We start from the raw sequence: 18,286 nt of genomic DNA on the forward strand, positions 1-18,286 counted from the left end.
GCATCAGGCCGGGCGACGCGCACCCGGCAGGTCTGTCAGCAGTTGGTCAGCAGCTCGTCACCCGTCCCGCCTTTCGATTTCTCGCGGCGCGGCTGGCGATAGCTTTCGGTGTTATCGAGGGAGCTTTTCAGGGCGTTAAACGCCTGCGTGCTCTGCGTGGTCTGGCTGGTCACGTCCTGCTTTAGCTGTGCAAAGGCGGTTTCCAGCTCAGTGACGCGCGTTTCGGTGGCGGTCAGGTTGGTCTGTACCTGCTCAGAGACGGCGGTCACTGCCTCATGCACATCAGCAAGACGGGCGTCATCGCTGACCTGTTTGCGGCTGAAAATCGATTTGACCTTATCGGTCAGGCTGTTGAGCATGGTCTCGGGAACATCCTCGAATTCCAGCTCAGCAAGGGAAGCCACCGAGAAGAGGTCGCCCGGCTGGTCTTTTTTACCGGCGAGCGGGTTCTGCACCGCACGGCTGCAGAATTCAAGATATTCGGTGCCGAGGCTTGCCGGGTCATCGGTCACAGCGAGACCAATCAGATAGCATTTACCGGTATTTGAGAAATTCGGGCGAATTTCCATGGAGGTGTAAACCTTCTGACCGGCACGCACCATGCTCACCAGTTCATCAAGCGGGGCAATCCTGGCAAACAGCGCCTTTTTGCCGTTCAGCGCAGAGTCATCACTGATGGTTTCCGCTTTCACTTCGGTCACATCGCCGTAGCGTTTAAACGGACTGTCAGGCCAGAGGCTTTTGATGTGTTCGAGGTTAATACGGCAACCATAGACGCGCGGGTCAAAGGTATCCGCCATGTCCTGAATGTCATCTCCGTTGATGACACGGCCATCGCAGGTGTCACCCTCGACGCCGATGCGAAACCATTTAGAAACTTTCTTTGCCATTGTTCAGGTGTCCTGATGTTGGGTTTTCGGTTCGGGTGTAGTTTCCCGACTCCGCCCCGCATCAGCCACCGCTTGCAGACGTGTACCCCCTGACACAACAGAGGGTTAGCGATAATACCCGGCGATTTCCTTAGCCTTGCCCCGTATTCACTGACACGAGGCAACCATGACCATTTCGACTGACCTCTCCCTTTTGCACGACCCGCGACGACAGGCGCGCCTGCTGTTCTGGCAGGGGTTTTCCGTGCCACAAATCGCCGACACGCTGCAGGTCAAGCGCCCGACCGTGCAGAGCTGGAAACAGCGTGACGGGTGGGAGGAAACCGCCCCGCTTAACCGCGTGGAATCCACGCTTGAGGCGCGCCTGATTCAGCTTTATGCAAAGCCTGACCTGACGCCGCATGACTTCAAGGTCGCTGATTTTCTGTCACGCCAGATGGAACGACTCGCGCGTGTCAGCCGCTACGGCCAGACCGGAAATGAGGCAGATTTAAACCCCAATATTGCCAGCCGCAACAAAGGCGATCGCCGCAAGCCAAAACGTAATTTTTTCAGCGATGAGGCTATCGAAAAGCTCGAAGAGATTTTCTTCGATCAATCCTTTGAGTATCAGCTCAACTGGCACAAGGCCGGTATTGCGCACCGTATTCGCCACATCCTCAAATCGCGCCAGATTGGCGCCACGTTTTACTTTGCCCGCGAGTCATTGCTGCGCGCCCTGAAAACCGGGCAAAACCAGATATTTTTGTCGGCCAGTAAGACGCAGGCTTACGTGTTCCGAAAGTACATCATCGCCTTTGCGCGCATGGTCGAGGTCGACCTGTCAGGCGACCCGATTGTCATCGGCAACAATGGCGCAGAGCTGATTTTTCTCGGGACTAATTCCAACACGGCGCAGAGTCATAACGGCGACCTGTATGTCGATGAAATCTTCTGGATCCCCAACTTTCAGAGACTTCGCAAAGTCGCCTCGGGGATGGCGTCGCAGTCGCACCTGCGCACCACCTACTTTTCAACACCCTCGACGCTGGCACATGGCGCATATCCGTTCTGGTCAGGTGAGCTGTTTAACCGGGGGCGCAGCAGCGCCGCCGAGCGTGTCGACATCGATATCAGTCATAAGGCGCTGGCCGGGGGAATGCTGTGCCCGGACGGTCAGTGGCGGCAGATTGTCACCATCGAGGACGCGCTCGCCGGGGGATGTACGCTGTTTAATCTGGATCAGCTGAAACAGGAAAACAGCGCTGATGATTTCCGCAACCTCTTCATGTGTGAGTTTGTCGACGACAAGGCATCGGTATTCCCGTTCGAGGAGCTGCAGCGCTGCATGGTTGATGCGATGGAAGAGTGGGAGGACTACGAGCCGTTTACTGACCGTCCGTTTAACTGGCGTCCGGTCTGGATTGGCTATGACCCGTCACATACCGGCGACAGTGCAGGCTGTGCGGTACTGGCTCCGCCACTGGTTGCCGGTGGCAAGTTCCGCATCCTTGAGCGTCACCAGTGGAAAGGCATGGATTTTGCGACGCAGGCCGAGGCCATCCGCGAGCTGACCGAAAAATACTGCGTCGAGTATATCGGCATCGATGCGACCGGCATCGGCCAGGGTGTTTACCAGCTCGTGCGCTCGTTTTTCCCGGCGGCGCGCGCCATTCGCTACACGCCGGAAATGAAAACCGCGATGGTGCTGAAAGCGAAAGACACCATCCGACGCGGGTGTCTGGAATACGACGCCGGTGCAACCGACATCACACAGTCATTTATGGCTATCCGAAAAACCATGACCAGCAGCGGGCGCAGCTCCACCTATGAGGCCAGCCGTAGTGAAGAAGCCAGCCACGCAGACATCGCATGGGCAACCATGCACGCCCTGTTAAACGAGCCGCTTTCCGCTGGTAGCGGCATGCATTCAACGTCAATTCTGGACATTAACTGACATGAAAAAACAACAGAAGAAACCCGCCACAAAGACCGCCAGCACACCGCAAAAAATGGAGGCGTTCACCTTTGGCGAGCCCTCCGCCGTTCTGGATCGCCGCGATATCCTCGATTATGTCGAGTGCATCAATAACGGTAAGTGGTACGAGCCGCCGGTCAACTTCTCAGGTCTGGCAAAAAGCCTGCGCGCCGCCGTGCATCACAGCTCGCCGATTTACGTGAAACGAAATATTCTGACGAGCACCTATATCCCACACCCGCTCCTGTCGCGTCAGGATTTCAGCCGCCTCGTGCTGGATTATCTGGTCTTTGCCAACGGCTATCTTGAGAAACGCATGAGTGTTACCGGCCAGCTTTTAAAACTGGAAACATCACCGGCTAAATATACCCGTCGTGGCGTCGAGGATGGCGTTTACTGGTACATATCGAGCTTTAACAACCCGCACCAGTTTTCACCCGGCTCGGTATTTCACCTGCTGGAGCCTGATATCAATCAGGAGCTTTACGGCATGCCGGAATACCTGAGCGCACTCAATTCGGCCTGGCTGAATGAATCCGCCACCCTGTTTCGTCGCAAGTATTACCAGAATGGCGCGCACGCGGGTTACATCATGTACGTCACCGACGCAGCGCAAAGCAGCACCGATGTCGAGTCGCTGCGTTCTGCAATGCGTGATTCAAAGGGACTCGGGAATTTTAAAAACCTGTTTTTCTACGCACCCAACGGGAAACCGGATGGCATCAAGATTGTGCCGCTGAGTGAGGTCGCCACGAAAGATGACTTTTTCAATATTAAAAGGGTGAGCGCCGCTGACCTGCTTGATGCGCACCGCGTACCGTTCCAGCTCATGGGCGGCAAGCCGGAAAATATTGGCTCAATGGGGGATGTTGAGAAGGTGGCGCGCGTATTTGTGCGTAACGAACTGACCCCGCTGCAGGAGCGCTTTAAAGAGATTAACGACTGGCTCGGGATGGAGGTGATCCGCTTTAAAGATTACAGTCTCGAATCAGAATAACCCCGCAAAAATCGCCGCCTCCGGGCGGCCTCATCCCTGACAGCCTCAGCCCCACCACACGCAATCCAATCTCATCGCGAAACCATCGCAGACTTGCAACATGACAGTGCCGTCACGACGCGCACAGACGCATTAAATTAAATGCTGTCACCGCCTCTGGCGCGCAGTGCTATCCCCGCCTCGCCTGCCCTCTTGATGGGTCGGTTTTAATGCAGTTGCATTCCACGTACCGTGCTCACTATACCTAGCCCTATCCTTCTTAAACCTTCCAATGATATACATGCAAATCAATGCAGAAATACGCGGCGTACTATTGACATTTTTATGTTTAGATATTTTTATTTTTTTGACATAAATCACAACTGAAACTAGATGAATCATAACAAGTAAAGTAACCTACACCTTTTAAACAAATCTTAAAACGGTAATTGATAATGACGAAATTTTTAACAAAAATATACAACAATACTGACTTTTCCCTAGATGATAACGTAATCAATATACAAGGGAAAAACTTAATCATCACAGGAGGAAATGGTTGTGGAAAAACAACACTCCTAAATGAGATAAACAACAAAATATCGACCCATCTTATTAATAAAAATGTCCAGTCCATGACACAACTGAACTCAAACTTACAACACTATTTAAGAGAGAGAGAAAAACATCCTAAAGGTTCTAATCAATATCATCAAGCACAAACACAAATACAATATTACGAAAAGGAGATAGAAAGAACATGGGGAGGTTTACAAATAGAGTATAGCGATCAGAACGAGTTATCAATTTTACTCCACAGCGGAAAAGCAATCATAGCTAACTTCCAGGCTAACAGACAAGCGACCATATCTCCTGCAACCGGAGCTAACAAATTAGAAAAAGCAGATGAATCTAATTTCATAAATATATCTAATCAGCAGCTTGGAAATAAATTCGAGCAACACCTAGCAAATTTAAAAACTCGCCAATCCTTTGCCAAAACATATGACAACAACATTACCCTTTATAACTCTATTGACAACTGGTTCAATCAACTAGAAAATAACATAGCCTACCTAATGGAGGATGATACATTCACTCTTAAATTTGAACCTGATGATTTTAAATTTTATTTAATTCAAGAAAACAAAAAACCATATACTTTTCAAACATTATCATCTGGCTATTCTGCTATATTTAACATCCTGTCAGATTTAATTATGAAAACTGAAACATTTAAAATTTCGCCAAGTGAATTGCATGGTATTGTAATGATCGATGAAATAGATGCTCATCTGCACGTTTCACTTCAACGAAAAATATTACCATTCTTGACAAGAACCTACCCATTAATTCAATTCATCGTTACTACACACTCACCCTTCGTAATTGGCTCATTAGAAGATGCTATAATATACGATCTGAGTTCAAAGCAACACTTTGAAGATCTTTCTATTTTTTCCTATGAAACAATAATAGAAGGGTTGCTAGGTGTACCTGTTGTTTCAATTTCTCTTGAAAAAGACATAAGAAGGCTATCAGCATTAATAAATGAAACAAACTTAGACCTTAGTGCTATAGGTGAGATAGTCACAAAACTACTCCCATATAAAGAAAAATTAGATGATGAATCAGCTGTATTTTTATTAAAAGGAATTTCATTACTTCAAAACAATAAGGAAGGTGCATGATGTTTCCTGTGCAAAAATCAAAAATAGCACCTAACTCCCTTGAAAAAAAGACATCCTATAGAGAAAAGGATGTAATAGAAGCGTTATCTCATGACTTTTATAATAAATGTTACATTTGTGAAATTAAAGACCCACTTGTCTTAAACGTTGAACACTTTAGGCCTCATGAAGGCGATGATGATAAAAAATATGACTGGAATAATTTATTTTTCGCTTGCGGGCGCTGCAACAACATCAAGAGAAATAACTTCGAGAACATTCTTGACTGTACAGACCAACAAACAGACGTATTGAGAGCTGTTAAACATACTTTTCCGACAACGGCTTATGCAGAAATCGTCAATATCACCCCAATGAATGACGATCCAAAAACTTTAGAAACCGCCAATCTAATATCTAAGGTTTTTAATGATGCAAACACTGGAAATAAAGACCTTACAAGAGTGTTTCTTAAAAAGAGATTAATGCGCCAATATAGAAAATTCTTAGAGTTAATTTATTCTTATGATGATGAAGATACATTACCAGAAGAAAAAAATGAAATATCAAAAAAAATAAAAAACATGCTCCGAGTTGAATACGAATTTTCAGCTTTCTTAAGATGGTCGATATTAGAAGCCCCACAACTCCATCATTTTAAAGAAGGTATCTTTTAACATATTTTTAGCGAGATGCATTCCATAAACCGCACCTCGCTAATAATTATATTTTTGGAAAGATTAATTATGCAAAATTATAGTGTAAATGGGTGTTATGACATGTCTAAGCAAGCATACTGATGCTGTTAAAATTGTTTTTTCAAAAATCGCGCCACTTCATTGGTGCCTGATAGCAATATCATTCCCCATCATAAACAACTGCCACCCCACGAACCAACGCAACGAGCTCCCACCATTCTGGGGAAATTCCTTTCAGAAGCAAATCGAAATGAATTATCAGTATCTGCTGCCTTACCGCTTTGGTTATCCTAACTGATGGTGCTTGGTCAGCAGGTTTGAGCGGTGCGGCTTTTCTGAGGTGTATCAACTTTTAAAGCGCCTTTAAGCACCTTCACAACGTCCGGCTCATCCCAAGCAAGAACCCCTCTATCAATCAGATTTAACACCGCTGCAGCTTGCTCAGATGGTGCGGGTGTCATAACTGGAGTATCAATACCGGTGAGTTTTCCACAGTTATTGACAGGACTCCGAGGCGCGGCAATACCGCTTTTTAAAGTCAAAGGCTCAACGGCCAACAGCTTTGGAACGATGCGCCATTCGGCTGTACGGGTAACATGTATCAGCTCAGAGCCCAAGTGCGGAGCGTAGATGCCCACGACTCTCTCTATATCCTCTTCGTAGGCGTTGACCTCGTCAGTCACGTTACGAGCCACACGGACGGTCTGACTATCACGTGGTACGTTCGCCCCACCCTGCGCCGCGATATAAAGGTCAAATTCACCCTCGTCAGCTGCGGCTCTTGTAGCCTCGACTCGCTCATCAAATTCGTCAGCAATGCTTACGCCACGAGGTAATTTGCGCAGCTCACGATATGCCCCCATCGTCGGCAGTCCAATAGATTTAAATTGCGGGATACGCCACGTTGACGCCCATGCGGTTACTGCTGCTGCAGTATCAGTGAGAGGTTTACCGGTATCGTGATCGACTTGCCCATCAAGTGCATATCCGTCGATATTCTTCGCAATGTATTTTGCGATGTAACCGGCTGCACCACCTTGATTGAGGTGCTTCGCTTCAAAACGCTGTGCTGCTGCACCCTTTTCGTCGCCATCTTCCTTTAAGGCATAGCGTCGCATGATTTCAGTAATATGTTTACGTTGCTCTGGTTTGCAAAAAAGCATCATGTGCCAGTGCGGCGTTCCGTCATGATGCGGCTCTACAACACGCATACCGTAGACCTGCAAATCATTATCTTTAAAGGCTGTACGCATCAGGCTCCAGATACGGCATAAATACCGCTGACCATCCTTCGGCGTAAAAGCGGTGTCATTCCATCCGTGATTAAGTTGCACCGTCGTTTTATCGCCCTTTCCGACCTGACGTGTAGGGTGATACTTCGATGGCGTGGTGATAGTGATAAACATACCGACGTCACCCTGACCAGCCGCATAGCGTTCAATGCCTGCGATAGTGTTCATCAGTTCCATACGACGGATTTCAGGGTTTGAAATGCTTCCCATGACTTTGCTGATGAGATCGATACGCTCACCGGTAACTTTGTTTTCCAGCTCGCACGATTTGAGGTATTCGAGATTAGCCAGGCGGCGAGAATGCACGTCGCGTATCGCCGTTCTGCTGGCGTATGGGAAACGGTCTTTATTCACCTCACCGGCTGCAATCAGTAATGCCTCGTGCCAGCGCATACGCTGCGCCTTAAACTGGTTAATCCACCACTCATCATTAATCAAACGAGATATAGCGGAAAATGCCTGGCGGATCGTGATTTGCCCTTTGCAGTATTTTTTCCAGAACATCGGTGTAATGTTGAATGCGCGAGCTGCACCAGCAATGTGACCATACAAATGCGCCTGAGCCTCATCAGTAAAAAGAGCCTCTTTACCGCCGTGAGTATCAGCCCAAGCGTCGCTAAGTTCCTCATAAGCAACATAGAGCTGCGAAGCGATACGGGCAGCAAATTTTTTGAGAGCCTTGTCACTCATACCTGCTAAACGCGAATAGCTTTCGCGCTCACTCAGGAAGAGTAGAGATGCCGTCTCGTTCATTCCGTTTAACTGATTGACCCGCTCAAGACGCGGCCCCACCCTTTGCTCGACAGTGTTCTTGAGGAAATAGAAACCATGAAGGGGGCTTTTATTACGACGGATGAAATCATAACGCGAGTTAAACAGCGTTTTTAAGACATATGGCAGGCGATTAACTTTACCTAAAACACCTTGCACCTGGCGGAATTCGCCACGTGTAAGGGGTCTGTCACGGCCAATTGCAGAACGTGGAGCATTCCAGGGATAAGCACCGACGAATGTATCATCGGTGTGCTTCGAGAAAGGAGGCGGTGGCGAAGGGGCAGTACGCCCCCGAAGTTCAGCGGCCATTCGAATTGAAGGCGTCCAGACATTGCTTCGCTACGCGCTCAATCTGAGTTTCAAGCGCCGAGAAACAGGTAGCATCTCCCGTTAAAAGGTCATGCAAAGCAAGACCTGAAACGAGCTTAGTGATAGTTGGGTAGTAACCCACAACATCCAGCCATTCCTTACCTTCGTTTTTCCCGGAGGTAGCGATTTTCTTTTCCTGCAAAATAAACTGATAGCGGTCGCTGGTAATAACGTACTGGTTATTTATATCGATACGGATACTCATTCTTAATTCCTTCTAAAGTGGATAACCCGCTCACCCGAAAATTGAGTTGTGCAATTTTTCTGATTCTTGACCTAACAACTCGATAATCTCGGTGCGGTTAAGTTCTGACTTACTGATGTGCGCGATAAGCCCGTCAAATTGAGAAGAGAAACGGGTCGCCGTGTCGCGCTGTGCTTCACTTACTGCCTGCTCCAGAAGTGCCGAAAGCGCATCCCGCTGAGCTGTTTTTTGTTTTTGCATTTGCCTATCTCCAGACAAAAGGAGTCCCCACGCAGTAAGGCGTGTAATAAATCGAATCCAGATTAATTAATGTAAATACTGCTCAGGTTTTACCGAGGTTAAAATGGTCGGCGCGTACTCAAAAAGGCTAAACAGCTCTCGCAAGGCACGGAAAAGTTTGTCCCGCCAATAGCAGTCGTCCTCGTTCAATCGCCAGTGCGGCATACTGAATTCTTGATCTGTGAGCCCGGCATGACGAAAAAGAGAACGCCTTTGGCTAACAGTAAGACGGCTAATGAAAGTCGCCCTAGTAGAGCCATGCTGACGAAACCGACAAAATGCGAATCTCAGTTCATCCAGCGCACAGACAAGGCGCTCGCGATCGGCTTCGTCCATTTCTTCTAAGCGCATGACAGAGTGACGCTGTTTTAATTGAGCATGAAAACAAACTGTCAGTCGTTCGCGTTCCATCATTTGATTGTAAAAATCACAGGTGTCTTGCCAGCGTGGCTGAGCCAGGTACTTACCAACCAGCCCTCGAAGTGCCGCTGGCTGTTTCTGGATCACATCAAGAGTCATAACGGTCATAACCATATCCCTCTTTTTCTGACCAAACGGAAAAGCGTCTCAATAATGCCAGGCTTACGAGTGCGGATGATGATGCCTTTACGTCCCTTACCATGAGTAATCTTGAACGTCATAGGGCGCGGGCTTTCATTACGCAGTAATTGAGCGATACAACGAGGCTCTTTCATTAAATTTCCCTCCTTATGCCCGTCCACCCAAACCAAGCCACATCAGCCAACCTTCACGAATTTCTTTCGGGCGACTTTCATAGGCAAGTCTCATCCCATTATTCCAGGCTGGTAGGTAAACCCAGTATTCTCCTGCCCGACCTGATGTCGATTGCGGATCTGTCATTTCAACTACCGGTAATTTCCCTTTTTCAATCATTCCTCTTACTGCTGCAGGGGTCTTACCAATAAGCTTGGCAAACTCTTGATAGGGGACGGCATCACTGCTACTGACAATTTGTTTACTCATCTGTTAACCTTTCATCTAGATCTAACCAATGGGTTTCAATGTTCTCTAATGTGCCTTAATGAAACTTAGAAAAACTTGAAACATAGTAGAAGATGTCGTGATTATTAGAGGATCTCGATAACATGTCAACAGCAATCAGTGTAAAGCTGGCTCTCATACGTGAGTCAGAGAGGCTAAACAGGAAGCAATTCTCTGAAATTACTGGGGTTCCTTATAGCTCATTAACCTATTATGAAAGCGGCAGAACGATCCCCCCGACGGACGTCGCCATGAAAATTCTTCAACATCCTCGTTTCAGCAAATACACCCTTTGGTTTATGACTGAACAAATATCACCAGAAGCTGGGCAGATTGCACCGGCTCTCGCGCACTTTGGGCAGCAGACAACAACATCTCCCCACTCCGACCAGAAAACTGGCTAACCATTTACGGCGCTTATTTGTGTAGTAAATGCACGAAGAGTATTTGTTATTTAAATCAGGAAATTGAAGTAAGCAGTAACATCATCGGGAGGCTTTATGTCTATTAAAAAGCTCGATGATGGTCGATACGAAGTGGACATCAGACCTGCAGGGCGCAACGGAAAGCGCATCCGCAGGAAATTTGACAAGAAAAGTGAGGCTGTAGCTTTTGAGAAACACACTCAATACAACCATCACGATAAAGAATGGCTGGCTAAACCGACAGATAAGCGGCATCTGTCTGAATTAACAAAAGTCTGGTGGGATCTGAAAGGCAAGCATGAAGAACACGGAAAATCCAATTTGGGTAAGATTGAAATCTTTACCCGGATCACTGATGACCCTTGCGCGTTCCAGATAACCAAAGCGCTTATTAGCCAGTACAGCATGACTCGCAGAGGGCAAGGCATAAAACCGGCCAGTATTAACCGCGACCTTACCTGCCTGAGTGGTATGTTTACTGCGCTAATTGATGCGGAGTTGTTTTTTGGCGAACACCCTTTCAGAGGGATGAAAAAGCTCAAGGAGCAGAAACCAGAAACAGGCTATCTGACGCAGGAAGAAATAACATTGTTGCTTGCCAATCTTGACGGGGACAACAAGAAAATCGCGATTCTCTGTTTAAGTACCGGCGCTCGATGGGGTGAGGCCGCGAAACTGAAAGCTGAGAACGTAATACAGAATCGGGTGACGTTCGTTAAAACAAAGACGAACAAACCGCGTACTGTCCCTATCTCTGAGGAAGTAGCTGTAATGATTGCGGGTAAGGGTTATCTGTTCCCTGATGCCTCATACCCGAAGTTCAGGCGAACAATGAAAGATGTAAAACCAGATCTACCGGACGGGCAAGCAACTCACGCATTGCGTCACAGTTTTGCTACCCACTTTATGATTAACGGCGGGAGTATCATCACCCTGCAGAGAATACTGGGACATTCACGGATAGAGCAGACAATGGTCTATGCGCACTTTGCCCCGGAGTATCTTCAGGATGCTGTTTCACTCAATCCGCTACGTGGTGGTGTTGACTCCCAGAGTGTCCACACTGTGTCCACAGTAGGGTAGTTTATTATGGCTTTCAGTGGTCTTGCGTGCCGCGCAAACCCGCATTGCACCGCTGAAAGCCCATGTTACCTACCCTGAAAAACGCCCTTACGCAGGCTTATTTTTTGCCTGCCGGTTAAACACGCCGAGTTCCCCCAATTCAAATCACTACATACAGGCGAAAAAAAACCGGGCATTACGCCCGGCTCATGAGGTGATTAAAGATTAATGTGCGGCTTCTGGCTTGTGCTTTTGCGCACTCTGGAAACCATAGGTCAGCTCATTTTTCTCTTTATCCAATTCAACGGTTACCTGACCACCATCCACAAGCGAACCGAACAGCAGTTCGTTGGCTAATGGTTTTTTCAGGTTGTCCTGAACAACACGCGTCATCGGACGTGCGCCCATCGCGCGGTCATAGCCTTTCTCAGCCAGCCAGTTACGTGCTTCCTGGCTTACTTCCAGTGAGACGCCTTTCTGATCCAGCTGTACCTGCAACTCGACAATAAACTTATCTACAACCTGATGAATCACCTCGGTAGAGAGATGGTCGAACCAGATAATGTTGTCGAGACGGTTACGGAATTCCGGCGTAAACACTTTTTTGATTTCGCCCATCGCATCAGTACTGTTGTCCTGATGAATAAGCCCAATCGATTTACGCTCGGTCTCACGTACCCCGGCGTTGGTGGTCATGACCAGCACCACGTTACGGAAGTCCGCCTTACGGCCATTATTGTCGGTCAGCGTACCGTTATCCATCACCTGCAGCAGCAGGTTAAAGACATCCGGGTGCGCTTTTTCGATTTCATCCAACAGCAGGACCGCATGCGGGTGTTTAATGACCGCGTCGGTCAGCAAACCGCCCTGGTCATAACCGACGTATCCCGGAGGCGCACCAATCAGACGACTGACGGTGTGACGTTCCATATACTCAGACATATCAAAACGCAGCAGCTCAATGCCGAGCGCTTTGGACAGCTGCACCGTGACTTCGGTCTTACCAACGCCAGTCGGTCCGGCAAACAGGAATGAACCGACAGGTTTATGCTCATGTCCGAGACCGGCACGGCTCATTTTGATCGCTTCAGTCAGCGCCTCAATGGCTTTATCCTGTCCGAATACCAGCATTTTCAGACGGTTACCCAGATTTTTCAGCGTATCACGATCGCTCTGCGACACGCTCTTCTCCGGGATACGCGCGATGCGGGCCACCACGGACTCAATATCGGCTACGTTAACGGTTTTCTTGCGTTTGCTGACCGGTAACAGACGCGCACGCGCGCCCGCTTCATCGATCACGTCAATGGCTTTATCCGGCAGATGACGATCGTTGATGTATTTCACCGCCAGTTCGACCGCTGCACGTACCGCTTTAGCGGTGTAGCGAACGTCATGGTGCGCTTCGTATTTCGGTTTCAGACCGTTGATGATCTGCACGGTCTCTTCTACCGACGGCTCAGTGATATCAATTTTCTGGAAACGGCGCGCTAACGCCCGGTCCTTCTCAAAAATATTGCTGAATTCCTGATAGGTTGTGGAACCTATTACACGGATTTTACCGCTGGAGAGCAGAGGCTTGATTAAGTTAGCCGCATCCACCTGGCCGCCCGAGGCCGCACCCGCACCGATAATGGTGTGGATCTCATCAATAAACAGGATGCTGTTGGTATCCTGTTCCAGCTGTTTCAACAGCGCCTTAAAGCGTTTTTCAAAATCGCCGCGGTATTTGGTGCCCGCCAGCAGCGACCCGATATCCAGAGAGTAAAGGGTGCAGTCCGCCATGACTTCCGGCACGTCGCCCTGGACAATGCGCCAGGCAAGACCTTCGGCAATCGCGGTTTTACCGACGCCAGATTCCCCCACCAACAGCGGGTTGTTTTTTCTGCGACGGCACAGTACCTGAATGGCGCGCTCCAGCTCTTTGTCCCGGCCAATGAGCGGATCAATTCCGCCCACACGGGCAAGCTGGTTAAGGTTAGTCGTGAAGTTCTCCATACGGTCCTCCCCGCCAGCTTGCTCTTCGTTATTTGGCTGATTCCCGGAGTCAGAAGACTGACTTGGTTCGTCTTTGCGCGTGCCATGAGAAATAAAATTCACCACGTCCAGACGACTCACTTCATGCTTACGCAGCAGATAAGCCGCCTGAGATTCCTGCTCGCTAAAGATAGCTACCAGAACATTTGCGCCGGTAACTTCATTGCGCCCGGAGGACTGAACATGGAAGACCGCACGTTGCAGTACACGCTGAAAACTCAACGTTGGCTGCGTGTCGCGCTCTTCTTCACTGGCAGGCAATACGGGTGTGGTTTGTTCAATGAAGGCTTCGAGTTCCTGACGGAGCGCCACCAGATCCACAGAACACGCTTCCAGCGCTTCGCGGGCCGATGGGTTACTGAGCAACGCCAGTAACAAGTGCTCGACGGTCATAAACTCATGTCGGTGCTCGCGCGCTCTGGCGAAAGCCATGTTTAAACTGAGTTCCAGTTCTTGATTGAGCATAGGCACCTCCCCCAATATTTATGCCTGCATTCAGGCTTTTTCCAGCGTACACAGCAACGGATGCTCGTTCTCCCTCGCATATTTGTTCACCATCGATACTTTGGTTTCAGCCACTTCGGCAGTAAACACGCCGCAAATAGCTTTACCTTGATAGTGAACTGCAAGCATCAGTTGCGTTGCACGTTCTACATCATAAGAAAAGAATTTTTGTAACACGTCAATAACAAACTCCATCGGAGTGTAATCATCATTGATTAATATCACTTTATACATAGATGGCGGTTTTAGCGCGTCGCGCAATTTGTCTTCCGCCAGCAGATCGAAATCCAGCCAGTCGTTCGTCTTACTCATTGTCAGTCGTCATCTTCAGTTACGGTTTCCGGCAGAAAATGTTGCCGCTGACAAGCAGCCTATGCACACACTCAATCTACCTCAAGTATTAGATAACTATCATCTATTAGTGTCATCCGCGACATCTGTCACAGAACCGACAATAGCGTTAACTGCTTCAAATTTTGATGCATTTTTACCCTATTCCATCCGTCTGACGCTTGACGCCCCGCCTGATTTCTCTAAATTGTAGTTTCGAGAGTTGGCGAGGTTTTGAACAGCCCCCACTCCGCAACCGGTTCATTCCATCTTACTTATATAAGATCTACGAAGGATGTCGAAGTATGGAAACGGGTACTGTTAAGTGGTTCAACAACGCCAAAGGGTTTGGTTTCATCTGCCCCGAAGGCGGCGGCGAAGACATTTTCGCCCATTACTCCACCATTCAGATGGATGGTTACAGAACGCTAAAAGCCGGACAGTCTGTCCAGTTTGATGTCCACCAGGGGCCAAAAGGCAACCATGCCAGTGTCATCGTGCCTGTCATTGAAGCAGAAGCCGTCGCATAACCCTTCTGTCTCATTGTGTACATCCCGCAGTCAAAATGCCAGCCCTTGCGGCTGGCATTTTTATCTCGACAGTATTACTCCCGCGCCAGCGCATCTACCGGATCGAGCCGGGCCGCATTACGCGCCGGTAACCAGCCAAACAAAATGCCGGTAGCGGTTGAGCACAGGAATGCCGTGAGCAGCGCAACGGGTGAGAAGCCAATTTCCCAGCCGGGCAGGAATAACTGTAGCGTAAAGGCGATCAGCATCGACAACGTGATACCCAACGCGCCGCCAACCAGACATACCAGCACCGCTTCAATGAGGAACTGTTGCAGCACATCACTGGCGCGCGCGCCAACCGCCATACGAATGCCAATCTCGCGCGTTCGTTCGGTTACCGAAACCAGCATAATATTCATCACGCCGATTCCACCTACCACCAGCGAAATGACCGCCACCAGCGTCAGGAAGAGTTGTAATGTACGTGTGGTCTTTTCGGCGGTTTTCAAGACGCCGTCCATATTCCAGGTAAAGAAATCTTTCTTCCCATGGCGTAACGACAACAGGCGGGTAAGCTGCTGTTCAGCCTGAGCACTATCAAAACCGTCCTTCACCCGCACGGTGATTGAGTTCAGCCACGATTGCCCCATAATTCGTCCGGACATGGTGCTGTAAGGCAGCCAGACCCGCAGGATCTTGCTACTGCCGAACATCGACTGTTTCTCCTCTGCAACGCCAATCACCGTAGCAGGCATATTTCCCACCAAAATGACTTCGCCCACCACCTTCGCTTTATTGGGGAACAACTGACGTCGGGTATTACTGTCGAGCACCACCACCTGCGCCCGACCTGCAAGCTGCTCAGCGTTAAAGGTGGTCCCTTCGCTAAACGTCATGCCATAGACATTGAAATAGTCGCCGCTAACGCCGTTCGCACTGGCAGCCACGTCAATATTACCGTAGCGTAGCCGCAGGTTCTTCGACACCGCAGGCGTCACCGAACTTACCCAGGGCTGTTTCTGCAGCGCGGTTAAATCGTCATATTTCAGCGCCTGTTGATACTGCGGATCGTCATCGCCGAAATCTTTGCCGGGATAGATATCAATGGTATTGGTACCGATAGCGCGAATGTCTGCCAGCACCAATTGTTTTGCCGCATCCCCCACTACCACAATCGAAACCACCGAAGCAATACCGATGATGATCCCTAGCATGGTCAGCAGCGTACGCATCTTATTCGCAGCCATTGCCAGCCAGGCCATGGTGAGCGCTTCGCGAAAACCACTGATAAACTGACTCCAGCCCGACACTGTTTTCACTGTCGGCACGGAGATTTCGCGTCCGCCAGGAGATTTGTGCGGCGGCGGATTGCGTACAATCTCTCCGTCGCGAATTTCAATTACGCGCTCGGCCTGCGCGGCCACCTGCGGGTCGTGCGTAACGATAATCACCGTATGTCCGCGATCGCGAAGCTGATGCAAAATCGCCATCACCTCTTCGCCAGAATGGCTATCCAACGCCCCGGTGGGTTCATCGGCAAGAATCACCTGCCCACCGTTCATCAACGCACGCGCAATGCTGACCCGCTGCTGCTGGCCACCGGAAAGCTGGGATGGCTGATAATCAACCCTGTCGCCCAGCCCCAGCCGCTGGAGTAATTCCTGCGCACGAGCCAGACGTTGCTTACGTTCTGTCCCGGCATAGACCGCTGGCACCTCAACGTTTTGCGCGGCGGTCAAATGCGACAGCAAATGATAACGCTGGAAGATAAAACCAAAATGCTCGCGTCGCAGTTGCGCTAACGCATCGCTATCGAGGGTGGAGACATCGCGCCCGGCCACCCGATACGTGCCGCTGGTAGGCTTATCGAGACAGCCGAGAATGTTCATCAGCGTCGATTTACCCGAACCAGACGCGCCGACAATCGCCACCATTTCACCGGCCTGAATGCTCAAGGAAACGTCCTTTAACACCTCGACCTGCCCTTCGCCTGACGGGTAACTACGGCGGATATTGCTCAGCTCAAGCAATGCCGTCATTTCGCTGCCCCAGGATTGCCCTCGCCAGTAATGACTTCATCTCCCTCTTCCAGCCCCTTCACAATCTCCACATCGGTATCATTGCGCGCGCCGATCACCACCTCACGCTCGCGGGTTTCACCGTTACGCAGCAGCCTGACGTTATAGCGATTATTGCCAATAGGATCGCCCAGCGCCGATAGCGGGATGGTCAGGACATTTTTGACATCCGTGAGCTGAATATGGACCTGTGCGGTCATATCCAGACGCAGGATCCCTTTCGGATTAGGCACTTCAAAGCGGGCATAGTAGAAAATCGCGTCATTCACTTTTTCCGGCGTCGGCAGGACATCTTTCAGCGTACCTTCGTAGCGCGTCTGCGGATCGCCGAGGACAGTGAACCAGGCTTTTTGTCCAGGATGCAGGTGAATAACATCCGCCTCGGAAACCTGCGCTTTCACCAGCATTGTACTCATGTCTGCTAACGTCAGAATGTTAGGTGCCTGCTGGGCGGCAATAACGGTTTGTCCTTGCAGAGTGGTTATTTGCGTAACCTCACCCGCCATTGGCGCTACAATGCGGGTGTAATCAAGGTTGGTCCTGGCTGTATCAAGAGAGGCTTGATTACGCTTAATCTGTGCATCAATGGTGCCAATTTGCGCCTGTTTGACCGCCATCTCGGTAGCCGCGGTATCGAGATCCTGTTGTGAAACCGCCTGGGTTTTCGCCAACTGCTGCTGACGGGAAAGCGTCACTCGCGCCAGCTTCCACTCGGCTTCAGCTTGTAAACGCTGGGCGCGTAATTCCATCAGCGTCGCTTCAACCTCTTTGATCTGGTTTTGCGCCTGTTCAGGATCGATAACGCCAAGCAGTTGATCTTTTTTTACTTTATCGCCAATCGCGACCGACAGCGTTTTTAACTGCCCACTGACCTGCGCCCCGACGTCAACTTTACGCAGCGCATCCAGTTTTCCGGTAGCCAGTACACTCTGCTGGAGATCGCCGGGACGAACAATTAACGTTTGATACTGAGGTAAAGGCGCATTAAGCGTACGCCATAGCGCAATTATCGCCACAATAAGGATGATGGCGAAGATAAAATAGCGTTTTTTGATTTTTCCCTTGAGCTTCATAAATGTCCCAATTTCCCCCAATACGTCCATCAGAGTGGAGTGTTAAACGTCAACGTTAAATAAATAGCCGTTGAAAAGCGCAAGAATAACAGAGTTATTGATGAATGGTTAAGATCCACTGTGCTGAAATTAATGCCAGGGTATCAATCGGAT

The 18,286-nt window shown here is 49.4% G+C and carries 17 protein-coding genes and 1 pseudogene; 7 read left to right on the top strand and 11 right to left on the bottom strand.

All coding sequences use genetic code 11. From position 1 onward, the window contains the following. Positions 1–35: 35 nt before the first annotated feature. Entirely contained in the window at positions 36–890 is an 855-nt protein-coding gene (locus FDW92_RS05200) for a GPO family capsid scaffolding protein (protein ID WP_137400575.1), read from the bottom strand. 166 nt (positions 891–1,056) lie between these two features. Here FDW92_RS05200 and FDW92_RS05205 point away from each other — a divergent pair, with 166 nt between their 5' ends. From FDW92_RS05205 to FDW92_RS05220, 4 genes are all read left to right on the top strand, one after another. Next, a complete protein-coding gene (locus FDW92_RS05205; RefSeq protein WP_137400576.1) occupies positions 1,057–2,826 on the top strand; it encodes a terminase ATPase subunit family protein in 1,770 nt (589 codons plus the stop codon). Between the two features lies 1 nt (position 2,827). Then, complete coding sequence (locus FDW92_RS05210) at positions 2,828–3,844, top strand: phage portal protein (protein ID WP_137400577.1); 1,017 nt, start codon at positions 2,828–2,830, stop codon at positions 3,842–3,844. A gap of 434 nt (positions 3,845–4,278) precedes the next feature. Next, the gene (locus tag FDW92_RS05215; RefSeq protein WP_137400578.1) at positions 4,279–5,514 is read left to right on the top strand and encodes an AAA family ATPase; all 1,236 of its coding nucleotides are present in this window, start codon (positions 4,279–4,281) and stop codon (positions 5,512–5,514) included. Next, positions 5,511–6,170 carry an HNH endonuclease gene (locus tag FDW92_RS05220; RefSeq protein WP_249357156.1) on the top strand — a complete coding sequence of 220 codons (660 nt, stop codon included), beginning with the start codon at positions 5,511–5,513 and terminating at the stop codon, positions 6,168–6,170. Before FDW92_RS05215 ends, FDW92_RS05220 begins: the two co-directional genes overlap by 4 nt. 181 nt (positions 6,171–6,351) lie before the next feature. On the opposite strand, the pseudogene FDW92_RS05225 reads toward FDW92_RS05220, so the two are convergent. The 6 genes and pseudogenes from FDW92_RS05225 to FDW92_RS05245 form a co-directional block, all read right to left on the bottom strand. Beyond that, positions 6,352–8,566 (bottom strand): annotated as a pseudogene (locus FDW92_RS05225) (replication endonuclease). Continuing rightward, a complete protein-coding gene (locus FDW92_RS05230) occupies positions 8,556–8,831 on the bottom strand; it encodes a DUF5405 family protein (RefSeq protein ID WP_119921966.1) in 276 nt (91 codons plus the stop codon). The pseudogene FDW92_RS05225 and the gene FDW92_RS05230 overlap by 11 nt, the downstream one beginning before the upstream one ends. A gap of 30 nt (positions 8,832–8,861) precedes the next feature. Next, on the bottom strand, positions 8,862–9,071 hold the full coding sequence (locus FDW92_RS05235; protein ID WP_137400579.1) for a DUF2732 family protein: 210 nt from the start codon (positions 9,069–9,071) through the stop codon (positions 8,862–8,864). Between the two features lie 66 nt (positions 9,072–9,137). Beyond that, complete coding sequence (locus FDW92_RS05240; RefSeq protein ID WP_029139596.1) at positions 9,138–9,638, bottom strand: hypothetical protein; 501 nt, start codon at positions 9,636–9,638, stop codon at positions 9,138–9,140. Then, a complete protein-coding gene (locus FDW92_RS23035; RefSeq protein ID WP_170976156.1) occupies positions 9,635–9,805 on the bottom strand; it encodes a hypothetical protein in 171 nt (56 codons plus the stop codon). Before FDW92_RS23035 ends, FDW92_RS05240 begins: the two co-directional genes overlap by 4 nt. A gap of 13 nt (positions 9,806–9,818) precedes the next feature. Then, complete coding sequence (locus tag FDW92_RS05245) at positions 9,819–10,094, bottom strand: regulatory phage cox family protein (RefSeq protein ID WP_071684349.1); 276 nt, start codon at positions 10,092–10,094, stop codon at positions 9,819–9,821. A gap of 122 nt (positions 10,095–10,216) precedes the next feature. On the opposite strand from FDW92_RS05245, the gene FDW92_RS05250 reads away from it, so the two are divergent. Together FDW92_RS05250 and FDW92_RS05255 are read left to right on the top strand one after the other, a co-directional pair. Then, complete coding sequence (locus FDW92_RS05250) at positions 10,217–10,516, top strand: helix-turn-helix transcriptional regulator (RefSeq protein ID WP_048234962.1); 300 nt, start codon at positions 10,217–10,219, stop codon at positions 10,514–10,516. Between the two features lie 96 nt (positions 10,517–10,612). Continuing rightward, positions 10,613–11,620, top strand: a complete 1,008-nt coding sequence (locus tag FDW92_RS05255; RefSeq protein WP_049002085.1) for a tyrosine-type recombinase/integrase — start codon at positions 10,613–10,615, stop codon at positions 11,618–11,620. A 204-nt stretch (positions 11,621–11,824) separates the two neighbouring features. On the opposite strand, the gene clpA is transcribed toward FDW92_RS05255, so the two are convergent. Both clpA and clpS read right to left on the bottom strand, forming a co-directional pair. After that, the gene (gene clpA / locus FDW92_RS05260) at positions 11,825–14,101 is read right to left on the bottom strand and encodes an ATP-dependent Clp protease ATP-binding subunit ClpA (protein ID WP_042307424.1); all 2,277 of its coding nucleotides are present in this window, start codon (positions 14,099–14,101) and stop codon (positions 11,825–11,827) included. 30 nt (positions 14,102–14,131) lie between these two features. Next, a complete protein-coding gene (gene clpS, locus FDW92_RS05265) occupies positions 14,132–14,452 on the bottom strand; it encodes an ATP-dependent Clp protease adapter ClpS (protein ID WP_042307420.1) in 321 nt (106 codons plus the stop codon). 323 nt (positions 14,453–14,775) lie between these two features. Between clpS and cspD the strand changes: the two genes are divergently transcribed. Further along, on the top strand, positions 14,776–15,000 hold the full coding sequence (gene cspD, locus FDW92_RS05270; RefSeq protein ID WP_003036813.1) for a cold shock-like protein CspD: 225 nt from the start codon (positions 14,776–14,778) through the stop codon (positions 14,998–15,000). 74 nt (positions 15,001–15,074) lie between these two features. On the opposite strand, the gene macB is transcribed toward cspD, so the two are convergent. After that, a complete protein-coding gene (gene macB / locus FDW92_RS05275) occupies positions 15,075–17,021 on the bottom strand; it encodes a macrolide ABC transporter ATP-binding protein/permease MacB (RefSeq protein ID WP_042307417.1) in 1,947 nt (648 codons plus the stop codon). Further along, positions 17,018–18,133, bottom strand: a complete 1,116-nt coding sequence (gene macA, locus FDW92_RS05280) for a macrolide transporter subunit MacA (RefSeq protein ID WP_042307415.1) — start codon at positions 18,131–18,133, stop codon at positions 17,018–17,020. Before macA ends, macB begins: the two co-directional genes overlap by 4 nt. Positions 18,134–18,286: the final 153 nt, after the last annotated feature.

Source organism: Citrobacter sp. wls706 (genome assembly GCF_005281305.1).
Taxonomy (GTDB): domain Bacteria; phylum Pseudomonadota; class Gammaproteobacteria; order Enterobacterales; family Enterobacteriaceae; genus Citrobacter; species Citrobacter werkmanii.

What these genes read in the sequence shown, in the direction of transcription:
- FDW92_RS05200 (WP_137400575.1), bottom strand. Translation starts at nt 890, where the DNA reads ATGGCAAAGAAAGTTTCTAAATGGTTTCGCATCGGCGTCGAGGGTGAC.
- FDW92_RS05205 (WP_137400576.1), top strand. Translation starts at nt 1,057, where the DNA reads ATGACCATTTCGACTGACCTCTCCCTTTTGCACGACCCGCGACGACAG.
- FDW92_RS05210 (WP_137400577.1), top strand. Translation starts at nt 2,828, where the DNA reads ATGAAAAAACAACAGAAGAAACCCGCCACAAAGACCGCCAGCACACCG.
- FDW92_RS05215 (WP_137400578.1), top strand. Translation starts at nt 4,279, where the DNA reads ATGACGAAATTTTTAACAAAAATATACAACAATACTGACTTTTCCCTA.
- FDW92_RS05220 (WP_249357156.1), top strand. Translation starts at nt 5,511, where the DNA reads ATGATGTTTCCTGTGCAAAAATCAAAAATAGCACCTAACTCCCTTGAA.
- FDW92_RS05230 (WP_119921966.1), bottom strand. Translation starts at nt 8,831, where the DNA reads ATGAGTATCCGTATCGATATAAATAACCAGTACGTTATTACCAGCGAC.
- FDW92_RS05235 (WP_137400579.1), bottom strand. Translation starts at nt 9,071, where the DNA reads ATGCAAAAACAAAAAACAGCTCAGCGGGATGCGCTTTCGGCACTTCTG.
- FDW92_RS05240 (WP_029139596.1), bottom strand. Translation starts at nt 9,638, where the DNA reads ATGACCGTTATGACTCTTGATGTGATCCAGAAACAGCCAGCGGCACTT.
- FDW92_RS23035 (WP_170976156.1), bottom strand. Translation starts at nt 9,805, where the DNA reads ATGAAAGAGCCTCGTTGTATCGCTCAATTACTGCGTAATGAAAGCCCG.
- FDW92_RS05245 (WP_071684349.1), bottom strand. Translation starts at nt 10,094, where the DNA reads ATGAGTAAACAAATTGTCAGTAGCAGTGATGCCGTCCCCTATCAAGAG.
- FDW92_RS05250 (WP_048234962.1), top strand. Translation starts at nt 10,217, where the DNA reads ATGTCAACAGCAATCAGTGTAAAGCTGGCTCTCATACGTGAGTCAGAG.
- FDW92_RS05255 (WP_049002085.1), top strand. Translation starts at nt 10,613, where the DNA reads ATGTCTATTAAAAAGCTCGATGATGGTCGATACGAAGTGGACATCAGA.
- clpA (WP_042307424.1), bottom strand. Translation starts at nt 14,101, where the DNA reads ATGCTCAATCAAGAACTGGAACTCAGTTTAAACATGGCTTTCGCCAGA.
- clpS (WP_042307420.1), bottom strand. Translation starts at nt 14,452, where the DNA reads ATGAGTAAGACGAACGACTGGCTGGATTTCGATCTGCTGGCGGAAGAC.
- cspD (WP_003036813.1), top strand. Translation starts at nt 14,776, where the DNA reads ATGGAAACGGGTACTGTTAAGTGGTTCAACAACGCCAAAGGGTTTGGT.
- macB (WP_042307417.1), bottom strand. Translation starts at nt 17,021, where the DNA reads ATGACGGCATTGCTTGAGCTGAGCAATATCCGCCGTAGTTACCCGTCA.
- macA (WP_042307415.1), bottom strand. Translation starts at nt 18,133, where the DNA reads ATGAAGCTCAAGGGAAAAATCAAAAAACGCTATTTTATCTTCGCCATC.